Genomic DNA, 23,273 nt, shown 5'->3' with positions numbered 1-23,273 from the left:
CTCCACGCGACAGCGCCGCATGTGCGTAGCGCCAAGACGCCGGACATGCGGCGCTTCATACCTCGCTCATGCGTTGCTGTCACATCGCTGCCGCATGGCAGCGATGCATGCCGCTGAAGGAGTCGACTGAAGCGGTCTACTGACGCACGACGGCCGGCGGTTGCCAACTGCCGTCGGTGGCTTCCGGCCTGGGTGCGTACAGACGCAGCACCAGTTGCAGATCCGCGCGCGGCGCGGGCAGCCAGTTGCCGCTCTTGCCGCGCGTGGACGACACGATCACGTCGAGCGAACCGTCGCGATTGCGGCGCGCGCCATTGCGGTCGCCGACCGCGAGACGCGCCGGCGCGCTTTCGCCCAACGCGCCGTCCTTCGTATAGGCGGTGATCGACCAGAAGCCGCGCACCGGCGGCAACTGGTTCGGCGCGAAGTGAATCACGTAGCGGTTCGCGCCGTTAAGCGCATGGCCGTCGCTGTCCTGGGTGACGACCGCGCGCACTTCGTCGTCCTTCGTGCCGATGCCCGGTTGCGTGGCGGCGGCATAAGCGCGCAGCGCGTAATCGGGACCGTAGTTGCCCACGCCGTCGCCGAACCAGTTCCAGCCGTTGCCGGTCAGCAGATTGGACGGCTGCGTGACGACGCGCTCGTGACCATCGGCGAGACCGGCCGCGACGGCCTCGGGCGCATTCGGCAACTTCACGGGCTCGCCTGGCGTCACGCCCAGGTCCGAAAGGAATTTCAGTGCATGCGGGTCGGCCGGCGTCGGCGGATTGTCCGGCAAGGCCTGCGCGAGCCGGTTGAAGAAGCCGTTGGCGTCGAGGGCGGCGACCTGCGCAGCCGGCGTGCCGGAGGCGCCCACCGCGGCATCGGCGGCGCTCACGCGTGGCGCAGCGATCGACGCCGAGCGCGTGTCGCCTGCATAGACGCTCAGCGGCGCGACGCGAATGGCGCGCTGCAGCTTGCGCACCGCCGTCAGGTCGCGCGTGCCGTTCGACTGAATGCGCACGCTCACCCACGCGTTGCGGGTCGGCACGTCGACGCGCTTCACGCCCTTGGGCAAGTCGCCCTGCCAGCCGGGGCTCACGAACGCAATCGTTTGCGCCTTGATGCCCGCGGCGCGGGTGGCGAACTGCGAACTGGTCGACCAGACGACGTTGGTCCACATGTCGAGCACGCGGGCGTCGACGTAACGGCCGCGTGAGTCGGGCAATGACACGATCACCGGCTCGCTGCCCACGTCCAGCCAACCGGTCGAATCCAGCGTATCGAGGCTCGGCTGCAACGGATACGCCGCGCCGATCGGCGGCAATGCCTGGGCGTGGCGCAACGTGTTGAGCGGCGCCTGGCCCGGATCGGCGCCGACCGCCGCGTCGCGTGCGACGCCCATCAGCACCAGCGGATAGCCGAACACATAAGAATCGGCGACTTCGTCCTTGATCCAGCCAGTATTTTTTTGCGTCGCGGACGGGGTGGACGCGCACCCCGCCAGAAGTGCGAGGCCCGCGAGCGATGCGCAGGTCCAGTGAAGCGTAAACAGTTCTCGGCGATTTTTTATCATTCGTTCAGGTGGCGGAGCGTGCTGCCCTAAGGGAGACGTCGGTACGCAGCGAATCTGTCCGCGTGGTCTCGCAAGACCCAGCGCAGCCAGTCCGCGGTGGCGATGCCGACAACATCGGGGTTGTATCGTATCCTTGTCCGCCAGGCAAGCGCAAAGGTCGCAATAGCGGTTGTAACGAGCGAACAACGTGCATTTGCGGTGCGGTTGACGATTTTTGTCAGCCCGCCCGGCGCGCGCCGCCGAGATTCTTTTTCGTTCACCGCTGCCTCGGTCCACCCATGATTCCTCCTTGACCTTGCCATCATAGGAAGGTTAATACTGGGTTCAGAACGCGGCCTCATGCCGCCACGAGCCTTCCACCATGACTGAACTTGCCAACCCACAGCGCTCCGCCGAGGCTGCCGCCACGCCCGCCCGCACCGCCGAACTCGACATCGGCGGCATGACCTGCGCCTCGTGTGCGATGCGCGTCGAAAAGGCGCTGGCCAAAGTGCCGGGTGTCGTGCGCGCGTCGGTGAATCTCGCCACTGAAAGAGCCCGCATCGACAGCGACGCCACCGTCGAACTCGAAACGCTCGCGAACGCCGTGCGCAAGGCGGGCTACGAAGCCACGCCGTCAGCACGCGCCGACGACGCGGCGTCCGTCCAAACGCCGCAAACCGCGGAGCTGACGATCGGCGGCATGACCTGCGCGTCGTGCGCGATGCGCGTCGAAAAAGCGTTGGCGAAGGTGCCGGGCGTCGCTAGCGCGTCGGTGAATCTCGCGACCGAAACCGCAACCGTCAATCTGAGCGACGCGGCCACCGAAGCGGAGGCGCTGATCGCCGCCGTCAAGAAAGCGGGCTACGAAGCGTCCTTGATCGCGCCGCCGGACACAACGCCGGCCGGCGACAACGCCGGCAACGCCCTCCCCGCCGACCGCAAACGCGACCAGACTCGCCGCGAACTCGCGGCCGTGCTCGCGTCCGCCGTGCTGACGCTGCCGCTCGCCGCGCCGATGATCGGCGAATGGTTCGGCGTTCACGTCATGCTTGCGCCGTGGCTGCAATTCGGCCTCGCCTCGATCGTGCAGTTCGTGTTCGGCGCGCGCTTCTATCGCGCGGCCTATCGCGCCGTGCGGGCCGGCGCCGGCAACATGGATTTGCTGGTGGCGCTCGGCACGTCGGCGGCTTATGGCATCAGCGTCTACGAACTGGCGACCCATCCGGGCGACATGATGCATCTGTACTTCGAGGCTTCGGCGGTGGTCATCACGCTGGTGCGCTTCGGCAAGTGGCTCGAGGCGCGCGCCAAGCGCCAGACCACCGACGCCATCCGCGCGCTCAACGCGCTGCGCCCGGATCGCGCGCGCATTCGCGTCGGCGCGGACGAACGCGACGTGCCGCTCGCGCTGGTGCGCGTCGGCACGGTGGTGATCGTGCGGCCCGGCGAGCGCGTGCCGGTCGACGGCGCGGTGCTCGAAGGCCGCACCCACATCGACGAATCGCTGATCACGGGCGAAAGCCTGCCGGTGCCGAAGCAGGCGGACGATCCGGTCACGGCCGGCTCGATCAACGGCGAAGGCGCGATTGCCGTGACGACCACCGCGATCGGCGCGGAAACGACGCTCGCGCGAATCATCCGGCTGGTGGAAAGCGCACAGGCCGACAAGGCGCCGATCCAGCGGCTGGTCGACCGGGTCAGCGAAATCTTCGTGCCGGCGATTCTGGCGATCGCGGCATTCACGCTGGCGGGCTGGCTGATCGCCGGCGCGGGCGGCGAAACCGCGATCCTGAACGCGGTTGCCGTGCTGGTGATCGCCTGCCCGTGCGCGCTAGGGCTCGCGACGCCGGCCGCGATCATGGCCGGCACCGGCGTGGCGGCGAAGCACGGCGTGCTGATCAAGGACGCCGAGGCGCTGGAAACCGCGCATCGCGTGAACATCGTCGCGTTCGACAAGACCGGCACGTTGACGCTCGGCCAACCGTCCGTGACGGCGTTCGAACCGATCGGCGGCATGGGCCGCGACGAGGCGCTCTCGCTCGCCGCCGCGGTGCAACGGCACAGCGATCATCCGTTGGCGCGGGCCGTGGTGAAGGCGTATGAAGCGGCGATGTCGGCGTCGGCTGAGGAGCCGTCGACGAGCGACGAGGCTGCCGCCTCCGACTCCGCCGCCGTCGCGGCACCCGCGTTGGCTATGGCGCTCGCCGCCAGCGCCGCACGCGCGGTCCCGGGCCGCGGCGTCGAGGCGGACATCGACGGCCACACGCTGGCGCTTGGCAGCACACGCTGGCTCAACGAACTGGGCATCGCGTTGCAGCCGGAACTCGCCGCACGCGCCAAACAACTCGAAGCCGACGGCAACACCGTCTCCTGGCTGATGCGGCGCGATTCGCAAGCGCCCGCCGCGCTCGCGCTGATCGCTTTCGGCGACACCGTCAAACCGACCGCGCGCGCCGCCGTCGAACGTCTCGCGCGGATGGGCATCAGGAGCGTGCTCGTCACCGGCGACAACCACGGCAGCGCGGCAAGCGTCGCGAGAGCGCTCGGCATCGAGGAGTTCCACGCCGAGGTATTGCCCGACGACAAAGCCCGCGTGATTCGCGACCTGAAAATCAACAGCGCCGGCATCGTCGCGATGGCCGGCGACGGCATCAACGACGCGCCCGCGCTCGCCGCCGCCGACATCGGCATTGCGATGGCGACCGGCACCGACGTCGCGATGCACGCGGCCGGCATCACGCTGATGCGCGGCGACCCGGCGCTGGTGGCCGACGCCATCGACATCTCGCGCAAGACCTGGCGCAAGATCCAGCAGAACCTGTTCTGGGCTTTCGTCTACAACCTGATCGGCATTCCGCTCGCCGCCTTCGGTTTGTTGAACCCGATGCTGGCGGGCGCGGCAATGGCGTTTTCGAGCGTGAGCGTGGTCACCAACGCGCTGCTGCTGCGCGGCTGGCGCGGCGCACCGGGCCGCTGAAGCGAGCAAGCGCGGAACATCTCGTAAGCGATGTTCCGCAATGACCCGACGCTTTCGATTAGCTAAAGAAAACGGGCGGTGCGGTCGTAAACAAGACACCGATGCCGGATATGCCTACGCATGGTCCGCGCAGCGCTTCTCTTCCCTTACTCCGCAACCGCCCATGGAACTTCTCTCATTGCGCCGCGCCAGCGTCGGCGCCCGGCTCGCCGTGCTCTCCTGCGTGCTGGTGGCGTTGATTTTCGCCGCCTTCGCGCTGGCGCTCACGCGCACCGCCGGCAAGCAGGTCAGCGATCAGGTGCTCGAACGCATTGCCGATAAGGACCGCTCCATCGCGGCGATGATCACGCTGTTCGACAAGGCGCTATCGACCGAAGTCGATCGCTCGACGTCGCTGTTCGCGAGCTTCCTGCCTCCCACCTATACGCTCGACGAAACGCAGAAGATCGACGTCAACGGCGTCGCCGCTCCCACCATGAAGGCCGGCGACAAAGTTCTGAACATGGACTTCACGATCCCCGACCAGTTTCTGGAACGCAGCGGCGCGATCGCCACCGTGTTCGCACGCAGCGGCGACGACTTCGTGCGCGTGACCACATCGCTGAAGAAACAGGACGGCTCACGCGCGATCGGCACGCTGCTCGACCGCAAGGGACCGGCGTATGCGCTGGTCGTCGCGAACAAGTCCTATACGGGACTCGCCGCGCTCTTCGGCAAACGCTACATCACGCAATATCGCCCCGTCACCGATGCAAGCGGCCGCGTGATCGGCGCGCTGTTCGTCGGCGTGGAGGTGGACAAGGAAATCCAGTCGGTCGAGGAAGGCATTCGCAAGCTGAAGATCGGCGACAGCGGTTATTACTTCGTGCTCAACGCGTCGAAAGGCGCGGACCGCGGCAAGCTGATCGTTCATCCGGCCGCCGCCGGCCAGAACGCGGACAACGCGAACGCGCCGTATCAGCAGATGCTCGACATGAAGGAAGGCCGGCTCGAATACAGCTCGGCCGACGCGACGCTCGGCGAGAGCGGCGCGCGCGACAAGTTCGTGTCGTTCGTCACCGTGCCGGAATGGCAATGGCTGGTGGGCGGCGTCGCGCCGCGCGACGAGGTGATGGCCGACGTCACCGCCACCCGCAATCAGTTCCTGCTGATCGGCTTCGCGCTGGTCGGCGTGTTCGCCGTGGTGTTCCTGTTCGCGGTGCGCCGCCTCGTGAGCCGTCCGCTCGATGAAGCCGCCAAGGCGTCCGAGCGTTTCGCGGCGGGCGATCTGAGCGTGCGCGTGGCGCAAGCCGGCAACGCGCGCGCCGATGAGATCGGCCGCCTGATGCAGTCGATCGACGGCATCGGCGAAGGTCTTGCGCGCATCGTCTCGCAGGTGCGCAACGCGTCGGCCGACATGTCGCACGGCACCGAAAAGATCGCCACCGGCAGCGGCAACATCGCCGCGCGCATCGCCACGCAGGCAAGCAGCCTGGAGGAAACGGCGGCCAGCATGGAGCAGATCACGTCGACGGTGCAGCAGAACGCCGACCACGCCGTGCAAGCCAACACGCTCGTCACGCGCGCCGCCGATGCCGCGCTCGAAGGCGGCCGCGCCGTCGAACGCGTGGTCTCGACGATGGGTGAAATCAGCCGCTCGTCGCAGAAGATATCGGAGATCACCAGCGTGATCGAAGGCATCGCGTTCCAGACCAATATCCTCGCCTTGAACGCCGCGGTGGAAGCGGCGCGCGCCGGCGAACACGGCAGGGGCTTCGCGGTGGTGGCCTCGGAAGTGCGCGCGCTCGCGCAGCGCAGCGCGGCTTCGGTGAAGGAGATCGAGAGTTTGATCGCGGCCTCCACGGCGACCGTCGACAGCGGTTTTCGCATCGCCGAGGAAGCCAGCGCCACGATGCAAGGCATCGTTCAACAGGTCGGCCAGGTGCGCGCGATCATGGGCGAGATCAGCGTGGCGTCGCGCGAGCAATCGGGCGGCATCGAACAGGTCAATCTCGCCGTCACGCAGATCGGCGAGGCGACCCAGCAGAATGCGACGATCGTCGGCGAAGCGGAACTCGCCGCGGCCGAGTTGCGCGAGCAGGCCGCGCGTCTCGCGCAGGTGGTGAGCGTGTTCAAGCTGGGAAGCGGGCGCGATTGAACCCTGCCGAAGCGACGGCGCGTTGCTTCTCACGCGCCGTTATCGTCGCCCGTTTTCGCTGTCGCCGTGCCTCAGAACTCGACGTCCAGTTCGTCGATCTCTTCCGCTTCCTGCTGCGCGTCGGCAATCCACTGCCGCATTTCGGGCAGCGCCATGATGCGTTGCCCGTATTCGACGATCTCAGGGTCGAGCTTCACGTCGTAGGTGACGAAGCGCGTCACCACCGGCGCGTACATCGCATCCGCCGCGGTGCGCTCGCCGAACAGAAACGGACCGCCGTACTCCTTCAGGCACTCGCCCCAGATCGCCACGATCCGGTCGATATCCGATTGCGCGCGCGCCCATACCTTGAAGCCCGGAAAATGCGCCTTGAGGTTCATCGGCAACGCCGAGCGCAACGAAGCGAAACCCGAGTGCATCTCGCCGCAGATCGAGCGGCAATGCGCTCGCGCGCGAATGTCTTTCGGCAACAGCGCCGCTTCGGGTTTCAGTTCGTTCAGATATTCGGCGATCGCCAGCGTGTCCCAGACCTTGATGCCGTCGTGCACGAGACACGGCACGAGGATCGACGGCGACAGCAGCAGCAGTTCGGCGCGTGCCACAGGGTCGTCGATCGGCGTCACGATCTCTTCGAACGGCAAGCCACTGAATTTCGTCAGCAACCAGCCGCGCAGCGACCATGACGAATAGTTCTTGCTGCTGATGGTGAGCGTCGTTTTCGTCATACGTTTCTCCTCCGATGAGGCGTTCGTCGACGCCGGGCGATGCCATGCACGCTGCCGTGCGCGGGCGCACCAAAGCGCGGCAATCCGGGCGCGCTCGTTTAAGGCGCGCAAATGCTATGCCAACGCGGGGCACCGCCGCCCGTGCGCGCCTATCATTGGCACATGACTTGCCTATATTCGTGCTCTTTTTCCTCTTACGCATTCGTGCGAAGGTTATGAACCTGTTCGCATACCCTACTTACCAGGCTTTCGCCGACATGATGCTGCCGATTCGGCACGGCGCGGCACTGGTGAATCATTCGCTCAACGCGTGGCCCGCGTTCGGCGAAACCTCGCGTGGCCGCTCCCTCGGCGCGGCCTGCGATCTGTTGACGCTGGCGGGCCTTACGCCCGTGCGGCCGCCCTTCGGCATCGACAGCGTGGTGGCGGAAGGCAAGCCCGTTGCGATCGTCGAGGAGATCGCGGCGCACACGCCGTTCTGCTCGCTGCTGCATTTCCGCAAGGACACTACGCTCTCCTCACCCCAACCGCGCGTGCTGGTGATTGCGCCGATGTCAGGCCACTTTGCCACGCTGTTGCGTGGCACTGTGCGCACCATGCTGGCCGAGCACGATGTGTACGTCACCGATTGGCACAACCCGCGCGACGTGCCGTTGAGTCAGGGGCGCTTCGGCTTCGACGAATTCGTGCAGCACGTGATCGACTTCACCGAAACGATCGGCCCCGGCGCGCACCTTTTGGCGGTGTGCCAGCCGACGGTCGCCGCATTGGCCGCGGTCGCGCTGATGGCCGACGACGATCACCCCGCGCAGCCCGCCAGCATGACGCTGATGGCCGGCCCGATCGATACCCGCATCAACCCGACGCGCGTCAACGATCTGGCCAAAAGCAAACCGATCGAATGGTTCGAGCAGAACCTGATCAGCGCGGTGCCGTTCGGTTTCGCGGGCGCTCACCGGCGCGTGTACCCGGGCTTCGTGCAACTGAGCGCGTTCATGTCGATGAATCTCGGCCGCCACCTCGAGTCGTTCGAAACCATGCACTACGAGCGCGCCAAGGGCGATCCCGGGAAAGCCGACACTATCCGCACGTTCTATGAAGAATACTTCGCGACGATGGACCTGACCGCCGATTTCTATCTGGAAACCGTCGATACCGTTTTTCAGCGGCACGCCCTGCCGTTGAATGAACTCGAAGTGCAAGGGCGCCTGGTCGATCCCTCAAGGATTCGCCGCACGGCATTGCTCACCGTGGAGGGCGAAAAGGACGACATTTGCGCGGTCGGCCAAACGCTCGCCGCGCAGGACATGTGCGATAAATTGCGGCCGTATCTGAAGACGCATCATGTGCAAACCGGCGTGGGGCACTACGGTGTATTCAACGGACGCCGCTGGGAGCGGCAGATTTATCCGCGCGTGCGGGCCGTGATTTACGACAACGAGCCGCGCGCGGTACTCGTGAGTTCGCGGGCGCGCACGATCGCGCCGGTGCATATCACCGCTGCCGCCGAGGTCAATCGAGCAGCGCCGGCCGCGACGGCGGTGGTCGAGGTCGAAGTGGAAGGCGCGCTGGGTTCGGCGCCGAACGGCGCGGACAACGGCGCCGGCTCCCGTGCCGCCGCGAAGCCCAAGGCGTCGCAGGCATCGCGCCCGATACGCAGACGGCCTCCCGCCACGCCATGAGTGTTTAACGGGCGGCGGCTCGCTTCACGCTCGCATCAGGTGATGCGGAGCCGCGCTCGATCCGCGCCTCGTTTTGCCCCGGTTTCCGCTCATGCCTCGACGCTTTTCCACGGCGTCACCGCCGGCACGTCGCACGGACCTTCCACTTCGAGCGACTTGAAATCGGCCGGCGAAACGATCTCGAGGTACTCCATATCCTCTGAGTAATCGAACAGATAATGGACGATGCCCGGCGCCTGATGCACGCAGTCGCCAGCGGCGACGAGCGTCTCCTTGTCGCCGTACATGAAGCGCGCCCAGCCCTTCAACATGATCACGATGTGGAAATCGGCCTCATGCCGGTGCCAGCCGGTGCCTTGCTCTGGTGCGTGATTCGCCTTCACGAGTTGCGCGAGCACCTTGCCGTCGGTCGCTTGCGCGATGCCCAAGTCGCGGTAAAGAAAAAAATCGCGTAAGCCCTGATCCACGTAGGACGTATCTTGCGGACGGACATGACTGAATTGCGTGGCGAATTCGGTGGACATGATCGCGCTCCTGGACAGTGAGCCGGCGGTTGAAAACGACGCGTTGGAGCGTCGGTGGCAAGCATCAAGCGGGCCAGTCGTTGCGCTTCGATCTTGCGCGAGACGTGCGATGGGTGTCGCGCCGCATTGCGCGGCACGATGCGCTTGCAACGCGGCAGTGTCTATGCGCTCGGGCGGAACATCTGGAACATGTCGCCGATGGCCGCGTAGTCGGCGCGGTAACCCGCGCGCATGATCGGCTGCGCGGCGTGGGTATCGAACAGGCCGTCTTTCAGATACGCCTCGTCGATGTGCACGCCGACCACCTGGCCGAGCGACAGGTAGTTGTCCATCGGCTTACCGTCGAGGGTATGCAGGCGCACCACTTGCAGCAGCTTGCATTCGAGCGCGGCCGGCGCTTCGGCGACGTGCGGCACGCCGACGTTGCAGCCCGCGGCGGGCGTCAGCCCCGCGAGTGCGAATTCGTCGACATGCGGCGGCACGGGCGCTGAAGAGCGGTTCATCTGTTCAGCGAGCGGCCTGCTGGCGAGATTCCAGACGAACTCGCCGGTTGCCTCGATGTTGGCGATGCTGTCCTTGCGACCTTCGCTGCAAAAACCGATGATCGGCGGAGAACTGGCGAACGCGCCGAAGAAACTGTAGGGCGCGAGATTCAGCGTGCCATCCGTGTCGCGCGAGGAAATCCAGCCGATCAGGCGCGGGGCGACGATCGCCTTGAACGGATCGTGCGGGAGGCCGTGACCGGCAGCGGGGTCGTAGAAGTAATGGGACATGGGTTGGCGTTGGAGTGCGTTTTTGTTGGCGGACGGGCGAGCGGTCTTTATACCGCAGACTCGCTCCAACTGCCGGCGCGCGCGATTCGTCGCCGCGGCTAATCAAGTCCGATCACACCAGCGCTTCCTGCACGTGCCTCGGCAACACCACTCTGAATGACGAGCCTTTGCCGATTTCCGTTTGCACGTCGATCCGGCCGCCCTGCTTTTTGACAACGCCGTATGAGATCGACAGACCCAGCCCGGTTCCGCCGCCAACGGGCTTGGTCGTAAAGAAGGGATCGAAGATCCTGCCGCGGTGCTCGGGCTTGATGCCGCTTCCGGTATCTTCCACTTCCACCCACACGTGCTGTTCATCGTGACCTGTTCGCACGGTGATGCACCCATGCCCCTCGATCGCCTGGGCCGCGTTGACGAGCAGATTCATGAACACCTGGCCCAGTTGCGACGGAATACATTCCACTTGCGGAATGGCGCCGTACTCCTTCTTCACTTCCGCCTTGTGCTTGAGTTCGTTCCAGACGATATCGAGCGTCGTATCGAGGGTGCTTTCGAGGCAGGCCCACCGCCGCTCCGTCGCCTCCTGCTGCGAGAAATCCCTGAGACCCTGCACGATGCGCTTGACTCGCTGCATGCCGTCGACGGATTCGGTCAGCAGTGTCGCGATGTCGGTTCGCAAGTAGTCGAGATCGAGCTCGCGTTTCAATTCGTGGATCGCCGCGCGCGACGCGGGCGTCATTTCCGATTCGACTTTCTCGTAAGCGGAGAGCGCGGCGAACAGATCGGCCACATACCGTTTGAACGTACCCAGATTTGCGTTGACGAAGCCGACCGGATTGTTGATTTCATGCGCGACGCCTGCTGCAAGCTGCCCGATCGACGCCAGCTTTTCCGATTGCAGCAACTGACCGTGAGCGTGCGCGAGTTCGTGGATCAGTTCTTCCTGGCGCGCCCTCTCCTCTTGAAGTGCGACGTTGGCCAGTGCAAGCTGCCGGCGGTCCCGCTGAAACTGTTCGACCGCTCGCGCCATCTCGCCGATCTCGTCGCGGCCCTGAACGGGAACCGGCACGTGTTCGCGGCCAACATCGTCAAGCCGCAGGTTGCTGCTGACCAGTTCCAGCCGCGAAAGCACATGCTTGCCGAGAAATGCGTGCGCGACGAGCCATGCGAACGCAAGACAGCTCGCGATCATCGCCGTGATCCAGCGCTGATTGCGAGCCGACGTATCGGCCAACCGCTGCACCGCCTCCTGAAAGTCGCGCGTGTAACGGTCCGATTGAAGCTCGGCGGATTCCACCATGACGGCTGCCTGCCGGCGCAGCGCTTCGCTGAACCGGTCGTCGATCTTTTTAGCGCCGGCCTCTGACCCGGCGACTCCCGGCCCGTGATGCGAAGCAGCCGGAATGCGCGCGTCATCCGAACCCAGTTGGCTCTCCCGCAATTGCGCGACGATATTCACGGTATTGCGGAACAACTGGCTCGACTGATGCAGGTCGAGCACGCTGACGTCGTTGTTGGCGGCGGCAAGGCGGCCCGACAGATGATCGAACGCTTCCAGTTGCTTGAGGATATCGGCGTAGCTGGCTCGCGTCGTCTCGACCGACCCGGCCGTTTCCAGTTGCGAGGATTCGCGCTCGATCAGCAGCGTTTGCTGAACCAGTTCGTGCGCGACGTCCATGAGAACGAGCTGATCGTTGGCCAGCAGCCGGGTCGCGCTGGTCGACGCCCGCAGCGCGTACACCGCGGTAATCCCGCAGGTCGCGATGAGCACGGCCAGTACCACCGCGGCCCAGATGAATTGCGAGCGCAGTGATCGTGGCAGCATTGCGGCGCGGACGTCCCGCAAATTCATAGTCGGTTCCTGTGCATTCGCCGCCGGAGGCTATCGCTTCCAGATGCCGCGGTAGATGGTCCGGTAACCGTTGTCCGGGTCATATTGGCCAAGCAATCCGCCGTCGAATTCGATATTGCGCGCCGTCACCAGATGAACCGGCGACACATAGCCGGTGACCTGCTGATGCGCGAGCAGACGGTTTAACTCGTCGACGAGTTGCCAGCCCTGGAGATTGAGCGGCTCGGCGACCGTGCCGGTCTGAAACGTGCCGGCCTGAATGCGCAGGAACGCGGCGGCGCTGCCGTCGCCGGCCGACAGCATGCTGAGGCTTCGGCTCGCGCGCCCGGCGCGCGTGAGTTCGGCAGCCGCATAGTCGAAGTAGATATCGTTGATGGCGAGCGCATACGTCCAGTTCTTTCCGTGTCGAGCGAGCAGCCGGTCCGTGACGGCCGGCATCAGTCCGGCGCTTTTCGAAATGGCGAGATCCTGCACGGCCAATAGCGTGCAATCCTCGCATGCGCGGATTACCTCCAGCATCGCATCTGTCTTGGCCTTGGCGATCTGGAAATTGCTGTCGGTGAAGACCACGATCCCGCCGTGCCCCGCCGATTGCGTGACCGCCGCCATGGCCGTGATGCGCGCCACGTCCAGAGGATTCGTGGAGACGTTCACCGCAACGGGACTGTCCGGCATCACGCCGGCGCGAGAACCGACGTGCCAGCCGACCATCGGAATCTTTTGCGCCGCGAACGGCAAGAGCTGCGGCTTCATCTCACCGGCGTCCACGCCGACGAGTATCACGCCGTCGGGCCGCAGCGCGAGCGCGGCGGCGACCGCGTTGCGCCGGCCCTCCGACGTGCCGCTCGCGTCGTAGACGCGCGTTTTCCAACCGATGACGTCCGCGGCTTCCTTGATGCCTTTCGCCACGCCGAGGATGCCGCCGTTGCGCAAATCCTCGCTGACGATGGCAATGGTCGCGCCGGACACCGCCGCCGGTCCCGACGCCGGTCCGCTCCAGCGCGAACTGCGCTCGGACGCCTTGTCGACCGCATGCTGCATCTGAGCCATGCTCATTGCGGCGCGCGGTTCATTGCCTTCCGGGTTTGGCGACGCGGCCAGCGTGTAGACGGGCTGGATCGAACACCAGCAAAGTGCTAACGCCCCCATTGTTCGTTTGCAACTCGAGAGCATGCTTCCCCCAGATTACGAGGCACGAGGTCGACGTGAAGCGAATACGCGAACACGCCGGGAGTGACTTGTTAACGGCGCGAAGGCTATGCCAGTTGATAGCGGAATCGATAGCGGAAACCCTTACCGATCTTCAACGCGCTTCGGAGCCGGCCCTGACAGGCCGGTTTTTTTATGCCTTATCGCCCAGGGGTGACCCCGATACGGGAAGCGTTCGTGAGGCCGTTATTCCAAGAGAGCGGCAACATGAATCCATTGCTTACTACCGCGGGAAACAGCATTCCGCACCCTGCAAATATAAGGGGCGTTTCGTGACGACCAATCTGTCGGAATCCATCGTCGAACTCGTGAATTGCGGGGTCTTCGCTCTGGACCGCGATCTGCGCATCCTCGCCTGGAACCGCTTCATGCAATCTCATAGCGGCCGTTCCGCCGAGGAGGTGATTGGCCTGGAGCTTCTCGACGTGTTCCCCGAATTGCCGAGAGAGTGGCTGAAGAGAAAAGTCGAGGGCGTTTTCGTGCTGGGCACGCCCGCTTATTCGTCGTGGGAGCATCGCCCGTTTCTGTTTCACTTCGAGCACTCGCGCCCCATTACCGGGCCAATCGACGCGATGCGGCAGAACTGCAGCTTCATTCCGATCGAGAACGCCGAGCGCGAGGTGACGGCGGTGGCGGTCACCATCGTCGATGCGACGGATGTTTGCATTGCATACGGCGAATTGCAGAAGCGCGAACAGACCGTGGCGAATGCATTGGCCGAATTGACCGTGCGCAATAGCCAGCTCACCGAGCTCAATGACGAATTGGCGCATGCGCACCAGCAACTGCTGCAATCGGAAAAACTCGCCGCGATCGGTCAACTCGCGGCAGGCGTTGCCCATGAGATCAACAACCCTGTCGGCTTCGTGCTTTCAAACCTGAACACCCTCGAGGGCTACATCAAGACACTGATCCGCTATGCAGAAGATATGAATCAGCTCGTCGCGCGAACCGCGCCGTCCATCGAGCCCGACTTGCGCGCATTGACCGCAAGCGCCGACCTGGACTATCTGCTGGACGATGCGCCCGCGCTCGTGCAGGAATCCCGGGAAGGTCTCGCCAGAGTTCGCACCATCGTGGTCGATCTGAGGGACTTCTCCCGCATCGACAGCACGCACGTCTGGGAATGGTGCGATCTGCACCGCTGTATCGAGTCGACGCTGAACATCGTGCATAACGAGGTGAAGTATCGCGCCGATCTGGTTCGCGATTACGCCGAGATACCGCTCGTGCGGTGCATCCCCTCGCAGATCAGCCAGGTGGCGTTGAATCTCGTCGTGAACGCGGCGCAGGCGTATGCCGGGAAACAGGATCAGCACAGCGCGGCGCAGGGCAAGATCACGATCCGCACCGGCATCGACGACGCCGATCCGTCACGCATCTGGTTCGAGGTGGCGGACGCGGGGTGCGGCATACCCGCCGAGCACCTGAGCCGCATCTTCGATCCGTTCTTCACCACCAAGCCGGTGGGCCAGGGAACCGGCCTCGGGCTATCGGTCAGCTACGGCATCGTCAATGCGCATCACGGGCAGATTTCCGTGACCAGCACGGTCGGCGCCGGCACGACATTCCGCGTCACGCTACCGGTGGACGCAGCGGAAGAGTCGCCCCAACCCGGCAAGACGGAGCCGGTCGTCGCGCATGCGAGCGCGCCGGATGCCCGAACCCAATCCACGCTGGCTTCAACCGGCAGATAGAGGACCCTATGGCTCTGCCAATACTCGTTGCCGACGATTCGGCGCTCGCCAGGAAATTGCTCATTAAATCCTTGCCCGATGACTGGGAGGTGGACATCACGCAGGCGTCGGACGGCGCCGCGGCACTCGAATCCTATCGGGCCGGCAAAGGCGCCGTGATCTTTCTCGATCTGACGATGCCGCACATGACCGGATTCGAAGTACTCGAGGCAATCCAGCACGAAGGACTCGATGCCTTTGTCATTGTCGTATCGGCTGACATTCAGTCGGGTGCGGTCGAGCGTGCGAAAGCGCTCGGCGCGATCGGCTTTGTCTGCAAACCCGTTTCGCCCGAAGCGATCGGGGCAATCCTGAGGGAGTATGGTCTCCATGAATGAACAGGGTCTTAACGAAGACCAGCGCGATGCTCTGCAGGAGATCTGCAATGTCGGAATGGGAAAGGCAGCCGCCGCGCTGGCAACGCTACTCGGCGCATTCGTCACGTTATCGGTGCCGGGCATCAGGCTGGTGAGCACCGCCCAGTTGCCTGAAGCATTGCGAGGGCATGGCGTCAGTCAGTTGCCGCCTGTGCGCCAGGCTTTCCAGTCGGATATTTCGGGGGAAACCATCGTGCTGTTCGGCGCGGACGGTCAACGCGAACTCCGGCAATTGCTGGACTACGACCTCGAAAACAGCGACGCCGGCAACGAAGCGCTGTGCGACATCGCCAACCTGCTGGTGGGCGCTTGTGTTCAAAGCGTCTTCGAACAACTCGGCAGGCGCATCAGCTTTTCGAGCCCGACGCTACTGCCGGTCACGGAAGGGTCCAACCTTGGCCACTTCGAGAACGGCCGCTGGGGCCTCGCGCTGCTGCTGGAAATTCACTTCACGCTCGAAAAAGGCGGCTTCGGCGCACGCATGGTGATGTTGCTGCCCGACGAAGCCATCCGCGGAATGAAGCATGCGCTCGACCAGTTTCTCAGCTCGATCTAGTGCAATGCCGGCGAACAATCACCAAGGAAATCCATGTCCGAACTTCAGGTAACCGACCAGATGCCCGGCGCGAGCGAATCGCCGGCGGCATCGCAAGAACCCCTCGAAGCGCCGGTCCCCACGCTGTTGCTGGTGGATGACGAGCCAGGGGTCGTCTCATCGCTCAAGCGGCTGTTCCGGCCGCTCAAGTACGAGGTGCTCTCGGCGTACAGCGGCGCCGACGCGCTTCAGTTACTCGAAACGGCGCGCGTGGATGTGATCATCTCCGACATGCGCATGCCGAACATGGACGGCGCCGAATTCCTGTCCCGCTCACGCTCGATCGCGCCCGACGCGATCAGGATTCTGCTGACCGGATATTCGGAGGTGGAGGCCGTGGTGCGCGCGGTGAACGAAGGGCACGTCTATCACTACCTGCACAAGCCGTGGGACGACCAGGACCTGCTGCTGACCATCCAGCGCGCGCTCGAACAACTGCGGCTGCAACGCGAAACCGTGCGCCTGACTGAATTGCTGCAACGGCAGAACGAAAGGCTGGCGAGCTTCAACACGGAACTCGAGCGCGACGTTCATGCGCGGACGGAGGAAATCCGCCAAACGGTCATGTTTCTCGAAGGCGCCCAGCAAGATCTGAAAAGCAATTTTCTAACGATGGTGAAGGTCTGCGCGAACATGGTCGAGATGCGCTGCGGTCTTCCCGGTCATTCCGCGAGAATCGGCGAACTGGCGAAACAACTCGGCGCGTCGATTGGAATGAGCGACTACGCGTGTGGCGAATTGTTGATGGCGGGCCTGTTGCACGGCATCGGCAAGCTCTTTCTTCCCGACGCGTTGCTGAAGACGCCCATCGCGAAGATGCAGCCGCAGGAAGCCAAGCTTTATCACCTGCATCCGCTGCATGGACAAATGGCGCTGAGCCCCGTGTCGCAACTCGCCAATGTGCAGGCGATGATTCGCCATCAATATGAGCGCTTCGACGGACGCGGCGCGCCCGATGGCCTCGCCGGCAGTTCCATTCCGATCGGCGCTCGCATTCTCGCGCTGGCCCGCGACGTGGAAGATTTGCGCATCGGCGCGATTGCGCCGCAAAAGATGACCGACGCGCAAATCGTGTCCACCGTGCGTTCGCAGTCGGGCATTCGCTATGACCCGGCCATCGCCGACAAATACATCGAGCTGGTCACGAGCCACGCCGAACTGTCGCCGGAAGGCGTGCCCGACACGGTCGACGCGTCGCATCTGAAAGAGGGAATGAAGCTCGCGGAAGACCTCCGCACTTCACGCGGCACGCTGCTGATGACGAAAGGCAAGGTGCTTTCCGCGGATCAGATCGCACAGATCCGGCGCTTCGAGATTCATGAGGAAGAGCGCTTCGTCATCCTTGTGGAGCGAAGCCTGGTGGCTACCGCCGCGACGCGGGCGGCGTGACGTGCTGTCCGCTTTCGGCGGGAAACGCGTGTTTGGGCGAGGCCACCGGCCGTCAACGCGGTGGCCCGTCCGTATCGCCCGGCTCGATACGCGGCTGCGCGAGCCGCGGCTCGGGCTCCTTGCCGGCTATCGTCGCCAGAATCAGTTCGGCGATGACCCTGCCGGACGACTCCCCGGTCGGCTGCACGACGGATGTCACCGTGTGTGACGAAGCGACGTCCGGCGGCACGCCGTCATAGACGATCAGCGAGATTTCCGTACCCAGTTGCTTGCCGCTCTCGACGATCGCGCGACACGCGCCGGCGCCCGCGAGGTTGTTGTCCACCACCAATGCCGTCGGCGGCTCGGCAAGTTCGAGCAGCGCTCGCGCCGCTTCATACCCGCCCGTCCGGTTGAACGCACATTCGATCATGAGCGACGCCTCCGGCTGAATGCCGGCCTCTTGCAGCGCGCTGACGAAACCCGCGCGCCGTTGAGCGGCAAAGCTCATCGTCAGCGGCGCACTGAGCAAGCCGATTCGTCGGTGCCCGAATGCGATCAGACGTTGCGCGGCGGCCCGCGCTCCCGCCTCGTTGTCGAAGTCGAACCAGCCATAAGGCGTGGGGCTGTTGGTCCGCCCATAAGCGACGAAGGGAAACTGACGCGCCTGAAGAAACCGGATGCGCGGATCGTCGACGAGCGTGCGCGCCACGATCAGACCGTCGACCAGTTTGCCTTCGACCAGCCGACGGTACGTCTCGAGTTCCGCGTTTGGCCGTGCGGAAACAATGATCAGATCGAGGTCGCTTTCGCCGAGGCGCTCGGTCATGCCGGCCACGACCTCACCCAGACGCGGATCGCCGAGGTCGCCCGTACCGAACGGATAGACCATGCCCACCGCTTCGGCGCGGCCGGTGGCGAGCCGCCGCGCGGTTGGGTCAGGGTGGTAGCCGAGTTCGCGCGCCGCCTCGATTACTCGCAGGCGGGTTGCTTCATTCACGTCGTCATAGCCGTTGAGCGCCCGGCTAACGGTCGTGCGGGAAAGTCCGAGCGAGTCGGACAGCGTCTTTAGATTCACCTTCACGTTTCCACCTTGGCGTTGCTCGGTTTTCCCCTGGGGCGGCCTTGCGTGGCGGGGATTTGGCGCCGGTTGGGCAAGCGTCATGGTACCTCAAAACTTACCAATCCTTTGACAATCCAAACCGGTTTGGACTATGATCCAAACCGGTTTGGGTATGTCGTATCTCCGACGTATTGGAGTCACGGCTGTTCCTTGGGGCCCGCGAGAGACCATTCGTAGTTCCTAAAACAGACGTCCGGCAGGTCCTTGCCCGATGAGCAACACGGGCAAGGTCGGCCGACAAACGTCGTTTCCTATTGCTGTTTCCGGCAATGAGCTTTCCGCAATCCGGCGCCAGCGTCACAGGCGTCTCCGGCATCACCAGGTTCTAAGCAGATATTTCGTACCAACAAGTCAAACGGCAACGCTCCGGCGGTTTCCCACGGCCCTCGTTGCGCACTCTTCCAGGATGTGAACCGATGAACAGACTTCGATCCCCGCAATTCCCGTCAACTCGCGCCCGCCTGCGCTCGACCGCGGTGTGCGGCACGCTGCTCGCCGCCGCGGCGGCTCCCGCGCTGGCCCAATCGTCCGCGCCGGGCTTCCCCGCGCCGACGCCGCATACGCAGCAGGCCTACGACCCCGAGAGCAGTTTCACGATGCGCTGGACGCGCGCCGATGTCCGGCAGATCAAGGCGCAATCGCACACGGCGACCGCCGCCGACAAGAACTCGCTGCCCGCGGCGCTGACCATGCCGGACATTCCGGCGGACTTCCCGCTGATCAACTCGAACGTGTGGGTGTGGGACACATGGCCGCTGTCGGATGTCAAAGCGGACAACCTGAGCTACAAGGGCTGGGAAGTCATTTTCTCGCTGACCGCCGATCCGCACGCGGGCTATTCGTTCGACGATCGCCACGTGCACGCTCGCATCGGCTTCTTCTATCGCCGGGCGGGGATTCCGGCGTCACAGCGCCCGGCGAACGGCGGGTGGACCTACGGCGGACATCTGTTCCCGGACGGCACGAGCGCGAAGGTCTTCGGCACCGCGCCGATGACGCAGAACGCGGAATGGTCGGGCTCCGCGCGGCTGACGAACGGCAACAACCTCAGCCTCTACTACACCGCGCTGTCCTTCAACCGCTCGGCCGAGGGCGGCCAGGACATCACGCCGCCGATCGCGATCATCACGCGCACCGACGGGCACATTCACGCGGACGACACGCACGTCTGGTTCGACGGATTCGACAAGCACGACGCGCTGCTCGAACCGGACGGCAAGCTGTACCAGTCGCGCGAGCAGAACACGTACTACTCGTTCCGCGATCCGTTCGTGTTCACCGATCCGGCGCATCCGGGCAAGACCTTCATGGTGTTCGAAGGCAACACGGGCGGCCCGCGCGGCGCGCGCACCTGCACCGAGGCCGATCTGGGTTATGCGCCCAACGATCCGTACAAGGAGGATCTCAATGCGGTGATGAACTCCGGCGCGACCTACCAGAAGGCGAACGTCGGTCTCGCGGTGGCGACGAACAAGCAGCTCACGGAGTGGAAGTTTCTTCCGCCGCTGCTGTCGGCCAACTGCGTCAACGATCAGACCGAGCGGCCGCAAATCTATATCAAGGACGGCAAGTACTACCTGTTCACGATCAGCCACCGGCCGACCTACGCGGCGGGCGTCGACGGTCCTGACGGCGTGTACGGTTTCGTCGGCAACGGTATCCGCAGCGACTTCCTGCCGTTGAACAAGGGTAGCGGCCTCGTGCTCGGCAACCCGACCGATTTCGACCAGCCGGTCGGTGCGCCGTACGCGCTGGACCCGAACCAGAATCCCCGGGCATTCCAGTCGTACTCGCATTACGTGATGCCGGGCGGCCTCGTCGAATCGTTCATCGACGCCGTCGGCCCGCGTCGCGGCGGCACCCTGGCGCCGACCGTGAAGCTGAACATTCACGGCGATTCGACCGACATCGACCGGACTTACGGCAAGGGTGGTCTGGGCGGTTACGGCGACATTTCCGCCACTCGCGCGGCTCCCGGCCAGGGCGGCGCGAACAACGGTCAGTAAGCCGGACGGTTGGATGCAGTGCGAGCGGAAGCTTTCCGCTCGCACTCGACCCGGCGACATTCGAAGCGGGCGAAGAACGGCAGCCATGAAATCCTGGATTCCCGACTTGTCCTCGTACCGGGGCCCGGTCTATCTCGCCGTGGTCGACGAAATCGAAACGGCGATCGGGACCGGCCGTCTCCAACCCGGCGACACCTTGCCTTCGCAACGGATGCTGGCCGACTTCCTCGGCTTGCACGTGAACACGGTCAATCGCGCACTGCGCGAGACCGCGCGCCGCGGCCTGACGATCGGCAGCAGGCGCAAGGGGACCATCATTCTCAGGCTTTCCGCCTGATCGTCGGCCAAGCCGATGAATACTCATTGACTGCACTCGCGGACGTGACGGCATTCGCCGTTCGTTCGCGTGCGTAGATAGGGCAAAGCCATTCCATGTACGACCCGCAACGTCCCTTCGCTTCAAAAATAAGCGCACTGGCGACGTGTCTGCTTGCATCGCTAAACGTTTCGTTCAGCGCGTTCGCGGCGCCGCCCGCCTCGCCGCACACCGCCGATGCCGGCACGCCGCAATGGCGCTCCGCGTTTCACTACACGCCGCAACGAAACTGGATGAACGATCCCAACGGACTCGTCTTCCACAACGGTCTTTATCACCTGTTCTATCAATACAATCCGAACGGGAATTCGTGGGGCAATATGTCATGGGGACATGCCACGAGTTCCGATCTCCTTCATTGGAGCGAGCAACCGGTTGCGATGCACGTCAATGCAACCGAGGAGATCTTTTCCGGTTCCATCGTGGTGGATACACACAACACGTCCGGCTTGGGCCCGGCGAATTCCTCGCCGCTGATCGCGCTTTATACCAGCGTGTATAAGGCCGGCTCGGGACATCGACCAGGCACGCAGGCGCAATCGCTCGCCTACAGTACCGACGACGGCAAGACGTGGCGCAAATACGCGGGCAATCCGGTGCTGACGCTCGATCCCGAATCGCAAAACTTTCGTGACCCGAAGGTGTCGTGGTACGCGCCGGGGGGTTACTGGCTCATGACCACCGTGGTCGCGGACGCGCACGTCGTCAAGATGTACCGCTCGAATAATCTGATCGACTGGGATTTTCTCAGCGACTTCACTCTCCCCGACATTCCTCATCGAGGGGCGCTCTGGGAGATGCCCGATCTGTTCCCCTTGCCCCTCGACGGCGACAGTCGCAAGCAGAAGTGGGTGATGATCGTGAACGTCAACCCGTGGTCGATCGCGGGCGGGTCCGGCGCGATGTATTTCGTCGGCAGCTTCGACGGCAGAACGTTCACGCCGGAAAACGTGGCGCCGGCCGGTTCCGATCCTTCGCGCTTCCAGTGGCTCGATCACGGCGCCGATTACTATGCAGCCGGAACATTCGCGAATGCGCCGGGCGGCGAGGCGGTCACGATCGGCTGGATGAGCAACTGGGACTACGCCGAACGCATACCGACCACGCCGTGGAAAGGCGCAACCGCGCTGCCTCGCGTACTCGCGCTGAAAACGGTCGACGGCGTGCCGCGATTGATATCCGGACCAGTCGAGCAATACACGCGGTTCGTCAGCACAGGTTCGACCACGCGCATTAACGAACTCAGCGTTTCCTCGCGTGTGGAAGAACTCGCGCCCTCCACACGTGGTGTGGTGCAAAACATCGACGTGACGATCAGTCCGCAGTCCGCGCGGCGTGCGGGCCTGGTCGTCAGAGGCTCGGCGAACGGCGAGGTGGGCACGCGGATTGTCTACGACACCGAGCGTCGGACACTGACGCTCGATCGCTCGAAGTCCGGCGAGAGCGGGTTCTCGAATGCGTTCAGCAAAGCGCACATCGTCGACTTGCCGTTAGTGGACGGGAAGCTGCATCTCACCGTGGTGGTCGACAGGGATTCCGTGGAAGTATTCGCGGATCATGGCCGCACTGTCATCACGGATCTCGTCTTTCCGGGCGAGGACGACAACCGCGTTTCGGTTTTCGCCGAAGGCGGCAACGCAACGTTCAGCGATTTGGCGATTACCGACCTCTCCGCCCCCAAGCGCTAACGCGGACAGCGGCGGACAGCGCTTATGCCTTCGCGGGCCGCCCCGTCTTTACCGCTTCCACCGACGACACCGCGGCGAGAAGCCGTTTCGGCGCGGCGGACTCGAGCATCAGCAGCCCGGCGCGCAACAGCTCGCTCTTCTTGACCGAAACGCCGGCATCCAGACACTTCTTTTTCAGCGCCGCGATTTTGTCGTAATCGGATTTCGGCATGGTGAAACTGTCTCGCACGACCTTGTCTTTCCTGGCCCGCTTTGCTCGTGGTTCCGCAGGGGCGACGGCCGGCGCGGACGCCACATCGGCAACGAGCTGCTGTTTCGGTTTCGCGGTTTTCTTCGTGGTGACAGGCTTGTCTACAACCGGTTGCTCGGATTGAACGACGATGTTGCCGTCGCCTGCTGCGACGCCGTTCGAATTTTCAGTGGAGCGAGATGCTTTCTTGCCGGCTTTCCGGACGACGGGTGCGTTCATGTAGGCCTCCAGGTTTGTAATGGTATAAACAGTATATACCGTTTATTGAGGCGGCTGTTTGCATGGAAGGTGGGACGTCGCAGCAGTAAACTGCAAGCACGGCTTTTGACGGGAGAACG

At 64.1% G+C, this 23,273-nt stretch carries 18 protein-coding genes; 10 read left to right on the top strand and 8 right to left on the bottom strand.

Annotated features, from left to right (window positions below):
- Positions 1-136: 136 nt before the first annotated feature.
- Complete coding sequence (locus tag BUE39_RS24675; protein ID WP_073431337.1) at positions 137-1,555, bottom strand: DUF1254 domain-containing protein; 1,419 nt, start codon at positions 1,553-1,555, stop codon at positions 137-139.
- Between the two features lie 361 nt (positions 1,556-1,916).
- Here BUE39_RS24675 and BUE39_RS24670 point away from each other — a divergent pair, with 361 nt between their 5' ends.
- Both BUE39_RS24670 and BUE39_RS24665 read left to right on the top strand, forming a co-directional pair.
- Positions 1,917-4,514, top strand: a complete 2,598-nt coding sequence (locus BUE39_RS24670) for a heavy metal translocating P-type ATPase (RefSeq protein ID WP_073431336.1) — start codon at positions 1,917-1,919, stop codon at positions 4,512-4,514.
- A gap of 163 nt (positions 4,515-4,677) precedes the next feature.
- Positions 4,678-6,651: a methyl-accepting chemotaxis protein gene (locus BUE39_RS24665; protein ID WP_073431335.1), complete on the top strand. Its 1,974-nt coding sequence runs from the start codon at positions 4,678-4,680 to the stop codon at positions 6,649-6,651.
- 71 nt (positions 6,652-6,722) lie between these two features.
- Here BUE39_RS24665 and BUE39_RS24660 read toward each other — a convergent pair whose 3' ends face one another.
- Positions 6,723-7,376, bottom strand: a complete 654-nt coding sequence (locus tag BUE39_RS24660; protein ID WP_073431334.1) for a glutathione S-transferase family protein — start codon at positions 7,374-7,376, stop codon at positions 6,723-6,725.
- Positions 7,377-7,591: 215 nt separating this feature from the next.
- Between BUE39_RS24660 and BUE39_RS24655 the strand changes: the two genes are divergently transcribed.
- Entirely contained in the window at positions 7,592-9,058 is a 1,467-nt protein-coding gene (locus BUE39_RS24655; protein WP_073431333.1) for a polyhydroxyalkanoate depolymerase, read from the top strand.
- 89 nt (positions 9,059-9,147) lie between these two features.
- Here BUE39_RS24655 and BUE39_RS24650 read toward each other — a convergent pair whose 3' ends face one another.
- From BUE39_RS24650 to BUE39_RS24635, 4 genes are all read right to left on the bottom strand, one after another.
- The gene (locus BUE39_RS24650; RefSeq protein WP_073431332.1) at positions 9,148-9,582 is read right to left on the bottom strand and encodes a cupin domain-containing protein; all 435 of its coding nucleotides are present in this window, start codon (positions 9,580-9,582) and stop codon (positions 9,148-9,150) included.
- Between the two features lie 161 nt (positions 9,583-9,743).
- Entirely contained in the window at positions 9,744-10,355 is a 612-nt protein-coding gene (locus tag BUE39_RS24645) for a flavin reductase family protein (protein ID WP_073431331.1), read from the bottom strand.
- A gap of 112 nt (positions 10,356-10,467) precedes the next feature.
- Positions 10,468-12,207, bottom strand: coding sequence for an ATP-binding protein (locus tag BUE39_RS24640; protein WP_073431330.1), 1,740 nt, complete (start codon positions 12,205-12,207; stop codon positions 10,468-10,470).
- Between the two features lie 30 nt (positions 12,208-12,237).
- Positions 12,238-13,356 carry a substrate-binding domain-containing protein gene (locus BUE39_RS24635; RefSeq protein WP_083081800.1) on the bottom strand — a complete coding sequence of 373 codons (1,119 nt, stop codon included), beginning with the start codon at positions 13,354-13,356 and terminating at the stop codon, positions 12,238-12,240.
- Between the two features lie 332 nt (positions 13,357-13,688).
- Here BUE39_RS24635 and BUE39_RS24630 point away from each other — a divergent pair, with 332 nt between their 5' ends.
- The 4 genes from BUE39_RS24630 to BUE39_RS24615 are packed head-to-tail and all read left to right on the top strand — an operon-like array spanning position 13,689 to position 17,513.
- Positions 13,689-15,113 (top strand): ATP-binding protein, encoded by a 1,425-nt coding sequence (locus BUE39_RS24630; protein ID WP_073431329.1) that lies wholly within the window; start codon positions 13,689-13,691, stop codon positions 15,111-15,113.
- A gap of 8 nt (positions 15,114-15,121) precedes the next feature.
- Positions 15,122-15,490: a response regulator gene (locus tag BUE39_RS24625; protein WP_073431328.1), complete on the top strand. Its 369-nt coding sequence runs from the start codon at positions 15,122-15,124 to the stop codon at positions 15,488-15,490.
- Positions 15,483-16,085: a chemotaxis protein CheC gene (locus BUE39_RS24620; protein ID WP_073431327.1), complete on the top strand. Its 603-nt coding sequence runs from the start codon at positions 15,483-15,485 to the stop codon at positions 16,083-16,085. Before BUE39_RS24625 ends, BUE39_RS24620 begins: the two co-directional genes overlap by 8 nt.
- 33 nt (positions 16,086-16,118) lie before the next feature.
- Complete coding sequence (locus tag BUE39_RS24615) at positions 16,119-17,513, top strand: HD domain-containing phosphohydrolase (RefSeq protein WP_073431326.1); 1,395 nt, start codon at positions 16,119-16,121, stop codon at positions 17,511-17,513.
- A gap of 52 nt (positions 17,514-17,565) precedes the next feature.
- Here the strand turns inward: BUE39_RS24615 and BUE39_RS24610 are convergent, their stop codons facing one another.
- Complete coding sequence (locus BUE39_RS24610) at positions 17,566-18,576, bottom strand: substrate-binding domain-containing protein (RefSeq protein ID WP_073431325.1); 1,011 nt, start codon at positions 18,574-18,576, stop codon at positions 17,566-17,568.
- Between the two features lie 455 nt (positions 18,577-19,031).
- Between BUE39_RS24610 and BUE39_RS24605 the strand changes: the two genes are divergently transcribed.
- The 3 genes from BUE39_RS24605 to BUE39_RS24595 all read left to right on the top strand — a co-directional run bounded on the left by BUE39_RS24605 (position 19,032) and on the right by BUE39_RS24595 (position 22,685).
- Positions 19,032-20,621, top strand: a complete 1,590-nt coding sequence (locus tag BUE39_RS24605) for a glycoside hydrolase family 68 protein (RefSeq protein WP_084561474.1) — start codon at positions 19,032-19,034, stop codon at positions 20,619-20,621.
- A gap of 85 nt (positions 20,622-20,706) precedes the next feature.
- Positions 20,707-20,958, top strand: coding sequence for a GntR family transcriptional regulator (locus tag BUE39_RS24600; protein ID WP_073431324.1), 252 nt, complete (start codon positions 20,707-20,709; stop codon positions 20,956-20,958).
- A gap of 95 nt (positions 20,959-21,053) precedes the next feature.
- Positions 21,054-22,685, top strand: coding sequence for a glycoside hydrolase family 32 protein (locus BUE39_RS24595; protein ID WP_073431323.1), 1,632 nt, complete (start codon positions 21,054-21,056; stop codon positions 22,683-22,685).
- A 22-nt stretch (positions 22,686-22,707) separates the two neighbouring features.
- On the opposite strand, the gene BUE39_RS24590 is transcribed toward BUE39_RS24595, so the two are convergent.
- The gene (locus tag BUE39_RS24590; RefSeq protein ID WP_073431322.1) at positions 22,708-23,154 is read right to left on the bottom strand and encodes a hypothetical protein; all 447 of its coding nucleotides are present in this window, start codon (positions 23,152-23,154) and stop codon (positions 22,708-22,710) included.
- Positions 23,155-23,273 lie beyond the last annotated feature (119 nt).

Source organism: Paraburkholderia terricola (genome assembly GCF_900142195.1).
In the GTDB taxonomy this organism is placed as follows: domain Bacteria; phylum Pseudomonadota; class Gammaproteobacteria; order Burkholderiales; family Burkholderiaceae; genus Paraburkholderia; species Paraburkholderia terricola.
Note: the sequence above shows the minus strand (reverse complement) of the source record. Positions and strands in the feature narration are given on the sequence as shown.

What these genes read in the sequence shown, in the direction of transcription:
- BUE39_RS24595 (WP_073431323.1), top strand. Translation starts at nt 21,054, where the DNA reads ATGTACGACCCGCAACGTCCCTTCGCTTCAAAAATAAGCGCACTGGCG.
- BUE39_RS24625 (WP_073431328.1), top strand. Translation starts at nt 15,122, where the DNA reads ATGGCTCTGCCAATACTCGTTGCCGACGATTCGGCGCTCGCCAGGAAA.
- BUE39_RS24635 (WP_083081800.1), bottom strand. Translation starts at nt 13,356, where the DNA reads ATGGGGGCGTTAGCACTTTGCTGGTGTTCGATCCAGCCCGTCTACACG.
- BUE39_RS24670 (WP_073431336.1), top strand. Translation starts at nt 1,917, where the DNA reads ATGACTGAACTTGCCAACCCACAGCGCTCCGCCGAGGCTGCCGCCACG.
- BUE39_RS24615 (WP_073431326.1), top strand. Translation starts at nt 16,119, where the DNA reads ATGTCCGAACTTCAGGTAACCGACCAGATGCCCGGCGCGAGCGAATCG.
- BUE39_RS24590 (WP_073431322.1), bottom strand. Translation starts at nt 23,154, where the DNA reads ATGAACGCACCCGTCGTCCGGAAAGCCGGCAAGAAAGCATCTCGCTCC.
- BUE39_RS24620 (WP_073431327.1), top strand. Translation starts at nt 15,483, where the DNA reads ATGAATGAACAGGGTCTTAACGAAGACCAGCGCGATGCTCTGCAGGAG.
- BUE39_RS24645 (WP_073431331.1), bottom strand. Translation starts at nt 10,355, where the DNA reads ATGTCCCATTACTTCTACGACCCCGCTGCCGGTCACGGCCTCCCGCAC.
- BUE39_RS24605 (WP_084561474.1), top strand. Translation starts at nt 19,032, where the DNA reads ATGAACAGACTTCGATCCCCGCAATTCCCGTCAACTCGCGCCCGCCTG.
- BUE39_RS24655 (WP_073431333.1), top strand. Translation starts at nt 7,592, where the DNA reads ATGAACCTGTTCGCATACCCTACTTACCAGGCTTTCGCCGACATGATG.
- BUE39_RS24660 (WP_073431334.1), bottom strand. Translation starts at nt 7,376, where the DNA reads ATGACGAAAACGACGCTCACCATCAGCAGCAAGAACTATTCGTCATGG.
- BUE39_RS24600 (WP_073431324.1), top strand. Translation starts at nt 20,707, where the DNA reads ATGAAATCCTGGATTCCCGACTTGTCCTCGTACCGGGGCCCGGTCTAT.
- BUE39_RS24640 (WP_073431330.1), bottom strand. Translation starts at nt 12,207, where the DNA reads ATGAATTTGCGGGACGTCCGCGCCGCAATGCTGCCACGATCACTGCGC.
- BUE39_RS24665 (WP_073431335.1), top strand. Translation starts at nt 4,678, where the DNA reads ATGGAACTTCTCTCATTGCGCCGCGCCAGCGTCGGCGCCCGGCTCGCC.
- BUE39_RS24675 (WP_073431337.1), bottom strand. Translation starts at nt 1,555, where the DNA reads ATGATAAAAAATCGCCGAGAACTGTTTACGCTTCACTGGACCTGCGCA.
- BUE39_RS24650 (WP_073431332.1), bottom strand. Translation starts at nt 9,582, where the DNA reads ATGTCCACCGAATTCGCCACGCAATTCAGTCATGTCCGTCCGCAAGAT.